We start from the raw sequence: 3,437 nt of genomic DNA, 5'->3' as shown, positions 1-3,437 counted from the left end.
GATCCGGTGGCGATCGCCGCCAGCTTGGCTTGTTGCCCCGCGTAGCGACCAATCATATTTCCGGCCGCATCAACCCGTACCTTCATGCCAGCCTGTTCCATCCACTGGCGCACCCGCTGACGAGCTTGGCAATCTTCTGGGCTAAAGGCCAAACGGCGAATGCCACCGTGGGGCAGCCGACCCAGTTCGGCTAGTTGATCAATATGCTGATTGAGGCGATCGCCATTGACAGCGAGAGCGGTGGTAAGTACGGTCATAGACGAGATGCCTCCTAAATGTGAATGAGTTTTGCCTAGGTGCGCTGGGGTCTGAAGGGATCGAACCGAGAGCAGGGCGACAATGCAACCTTGGCGGAGCCCTAGGGCTCGTAATCTGACGGATTTTAATCTGACGGACTTGATGGAGCGATCGCCCATCCTACGAAAGTACCCAGGATAGGTTCATGAAAAATGTTCTCTATAAACTAAACTACCAGCCTTGCTGTGAAATTGAATCCGCCCTTCTGCTGACCTAGGGGCGATCGCCCATCTCCGTATCTGAGGAAATGGTCACTTAAGACAGTTGACGGGATGGATGCAACAAGCCTTAATGAGATCTGTCACCGATCTACGAACGGGATTTCAATTGGCATGACCGACTCGAACGCATCTGTTAAACACATCTTCATTTGCGGATCTGCACTGCAAGGGCAGCCTGACCACGGCAATCTCCAGGGGGCAAAGTTTTTGGGCCCCACCTGCACCCAACCCCGCTATCGGCTCCATGCGGCAGGCGATGGATGGCATCCTGCTATCTATGAGGTGGAGACTGGAGGCATCAGTATTCCTGGAGAAGTCTATGAAATGACCTTGGCTGAATACGAGTACTTGCTGGCCAATGAGCCACCCAATATGTATCCCGATGATGTGGTGCTAGAGAACGGTGATGTGGCTACTGCCATGCTGTATCCCAAGGCACTCATTGATCAGCACCAGTGGCCCGATATTTCCCACTACGGCGGCTGGGCAGCATACAAAGCAGATCAACAACAGGCTAGCTCATGACAGAACCCAATTCTGAATTTATGCGAGAGGCGATCGCTCAGTCCCTAGAGGGCATGCGCCATGGTCATGGTGGCCCGTTTGGCGCAGTGATTGTCAAGGATGGAACTATTATTGCTCGGGGACATAACCGAGTCCTGACGTCCAACGACCCCACAGCTCATGCGGAGGTCAGCGTGATTCGAGATGCTTGCCAGCAACTGCAAAGCTTTCAGCTCGACGGCTGTGAGCTATACACGAGCTGTGAACCCTGTCCTATGTGTCTAGGCGCAATCTACTGGTCTCGGCTTGACCGGGTTTACTATGGCAACACCAAGGTTGATGCCGCAGCAGCAGGGTTTGACGATCAGTTCATCTATGATGAATTGGCGGTTTCCATGGGCGATCGCCAGCTCCCCATGAAGCCTTTCCTGCGCGAGGAAGCCCAGAGTGCCTTCCAAGAGTGGATTGAAAAATCTGATAAAACGCCTTACTAACGCCTAGAGACCTGGTTGGGTCGCACCTGCTTAACCCAGCTAGACTTGACTTGGCTAGTTCCTTGAGTAGCCATCCTAAAGTACTAGGACAGTGTGAGCTCGGGGACTTGGGTCGAAAAAGAGTTACCACAGCCACAGTCTTGCCGAGATTGGGGGTTGCGGAAGCGAAAGCCACCGCCCATTAAATCTTCGGCGTAATCCACCGTTAGCCCTTCCAGCACAGCCGCACTTTCTAGATCCACAGCAACCCAAATATGGTCATGCTGAGAAACATGATCGTCGGCATGGGGGCGATCGACGAGGTCAAGAATGTAGTAAAACTCTTGGCAGCCCCCTGGCTGTACCGAGATCCGCAGCCATGCGTCGGGCTGGTCTCGACTGTGTTTAAGACGATTGACTTCTGCGATCGCGGTTGAACTGAGGTGAATCATAGCTGCTACTGAACAAGTGTCGCTGAACAGGACGTCATCCCAATCCTGTTCAAGGTCTAATTAATGTCTAAATTACTGTAGCAGCACAAGGATACCAAACACGAGGGTCGTGTCGGCTATCAAGGGGAGCGGTGGAGCGATCGCCTAATACCAAAGCGATCGCTGTCCTTCCTCAACCTGGTGCATTCCTTCTAGGCGCTAGGACTTGCGATCGCGAGCGTAGTCGTCTTGGTAGCGAATAATATCGTCTTCTCCGAGGTACTGACCATTTTGCACCTCAATTAAGATTAATGGAATGACCCCAGGGTTTTCGAGGCGGTGCTGGGTGCAAGCTGGTACATAGGTTGATTGGTTGCTAAACAGCAGCTTCTCTTCCCCATCACAAACCACCTTGGCGGTTCCCGATACCACAATCCAGTGTTCACTGCGGTGGTGGTGCATTTGAAGGCTGAGGCGATGGCCCGGCTTGACTTCAATGCGCTTAATTTTGTACCCCTGCCCTTCTTCCAGAACGGTGTACGACCCCCAGGGACGTGGCTCAGCTTCCCCAGAACTGCCCGAGGTGCTCGGGAGCGTTAAATTCACGGGTACTGTCGCTTCCTTGGTCTGAGTCATGAAACTGCTCTCCTAAAAATCCGGGTTTGCAACATCTCAAACGTGCTGATGGATCAATCATTCAGGCGAGTTGGGGCTTGAACTTCTCACCATGGCTGCGATGAAGATGAACGCCCCTACCCTTCTTAATATTCCCAAGTATCTACAAAGGAGACCGCTTTTTCCCTGGTGCTGTGCCCAGGGTAGACCCAACCTAACATAATAAACTCAGATCTTCTGTACGCGATCGGCGGTATTGTATGACACGAGTACAGGTCAATTCTTCATAAAACTAGGGTGATGTTCAAAGATGATATGAAGTTATCCCAAGTCAAGCCATGGGCTCCGCAAGAGATCTAACTAACTTTAGATGAACGACCCGGAACGTTAGGCGTGGCTTGTTTTTAGAGGAGTATAGTGCAGCTATACCCTTAGCAAGGTGCCCAACTGGCTTCTTGTCCCATCCATCCTAAGGCAGACAAGGCAAGGGTGAGGTTAGCCAAAGCGCGCGCGACCGACGAAACTGTTCTTCATGTTACATTTTAGGGCTGTTAAGATTTCGTAAAGTAACGAAGCACTGAGACGGGTTGAAGAGCGATCGCTCTCTTGGTTCCTAGAGTAACCGATGGATTTATCACCAGAACCCCCTTGCTGACAAGATAATATAGATTCAGCAACGATTCTCAATATTCGGTATAGTCATTCAGGCAAGCGAGGAGCATCGCAACGCATGGGAAAAGTCGTCGGTATTGACTTGGGCACTACAAACTCAGTTGTCGCTGTGATGGAGGGCGGCAAACCCATTGTCATCGCCAATTCAGAAAGCATGAGGACGACTCCCTCCGTGGTTGCGTTTAGCAAGGATGGAGAGCGCCTCGTGGGGCAGATGGCCCGTC

Annotated in this window: 6 protein-coding genes; 3 read left to right on the top strand and 3 right to left on the bottom strand. The window is 51.9% G+C overall.

Going from position 1 to position 3,437, the window contains the following annotated elements:
* Positions 1-257: hypothetical protein (locus tag V6D20_12075; GenBank protein ID HEY9816517.1), on the bottom strand; the 257-nt coding region annotated here is incomplete at its 3' end.
* A 372-nt stretch (positions 258-629) separates the two neighbouring features.
* On the opposite strand from V6D20_12075, the gene V6D20_12070 reads away from it, so the two are divergent.
* Entirely contained in the window at positions 630-1,043 is a 414-nt protein-coding gene (locus V6D20_12070; protein ID HEY9816516.1) for a gamma-glutamylcyclotransferase, read from the top strand.
* Positions 1,040-1,516: a nucleoside deaminase gene (locus V6D20_12065; GenBank protein ID HEY9816515.1), complete on the top strand. Its 477-nt coding sequence runs from the start codon at positions 1,040-1,042 to the stop codon at positions 1,514-1,516. The genes V6D20_12070 and V6D20_12065 overlap by 4 nt, the downstream gene beginning before the upstream one ends.
* An 83-nt stretch (positions 1,517-1,599) precedes the next feature.
* Here V6D20_12065 and V6D20_12060 read toward each other — a convergent pair whose 3' ends face one another.
* Both V6D20_12060 and V6D20_12055 read right to left on the bottom strand, forming a co-directional pair.
* On the bottom strand, positions 1,600-1,947 hold the full coding sequence (locus V6D20_12060) for an iron-sulfur cluster assembly accessory protein (protein ID HEY9816514.1): 348 nt from the start codon (positions 1,945-1,947) through the stop codon (positions 1,600-1,602).
* 198 nt (positions 1,948-2,145) lie between these two features.
* Positions 2,146-2,562: a cupin domain-containing protein gene (locus tag V6D20_12055; GenBank protein HEY9816513.1), complete on the bottom strand. Its 417-nt coding sequence runs from the start codon at positions 2,560-2,562 to the stop codon at positions 2,146-2,148.
* A 709-nt stretch (positions 2,563-3,271) separates the two neighbouring features.
* On the opposite strand from V6D20_12055, the gene V6D20_12050 reads away from it, so the two are divergent.
* Positions 3,272-3,437 (top strand): Hsp70 family protein (locus V6D20_12050; GenBank protein ID HEY9816512.1); only part of this gene is annotated, 166 nt, incomplete at its 3' end.

The sequence above is a fragment of the Candidatus Obscuribacterales bacterium genome (genome assembly GCA_036703605.1).
Lineage (GTDB): Bacteria > Cyanobacteriota > Cyanobacteriia > RECH01 > RECH01 > RECH01.
The sequence above is the reverse complement of the archived record's forward strand: the minus strand, read 5'-3'. Positions and strand labels throughout refer to the sequence as shown.

What these genes read in the sequence shown, in the direction of transcription:
- V6D20_12060 (HEY9816514.1), bottom strand. Translation starts at nt 1,947, where the DNA reads ATGATTCACCTCAGTTCAACCGCGATCGCAGAAGTCAATCGTCTTAAA.
- V6D20_12055 (HEY9816513.1), bottom strand. Translation starts at nt 2,562, where the DNA reads ATGACTCAGACCAAGGAAGCGACAGTACCCGTGAATTTAACGCTCCCG.
- V6D20_12065 (HEY9816515.1), top strand. Translation starts at nt 1,040, where the DNA reads ATGACAGAACCCAATTCTGAATTTATGCGAGAGGCGATCGCTCAGTCC.
- V6D20_12070 (HEY9816516.1), top strand. Translation starts at nt 630, where the DNA reads ATGACCGACTCGAACGCATCTGTTAAACACATCTTCATTTGCGGATCT.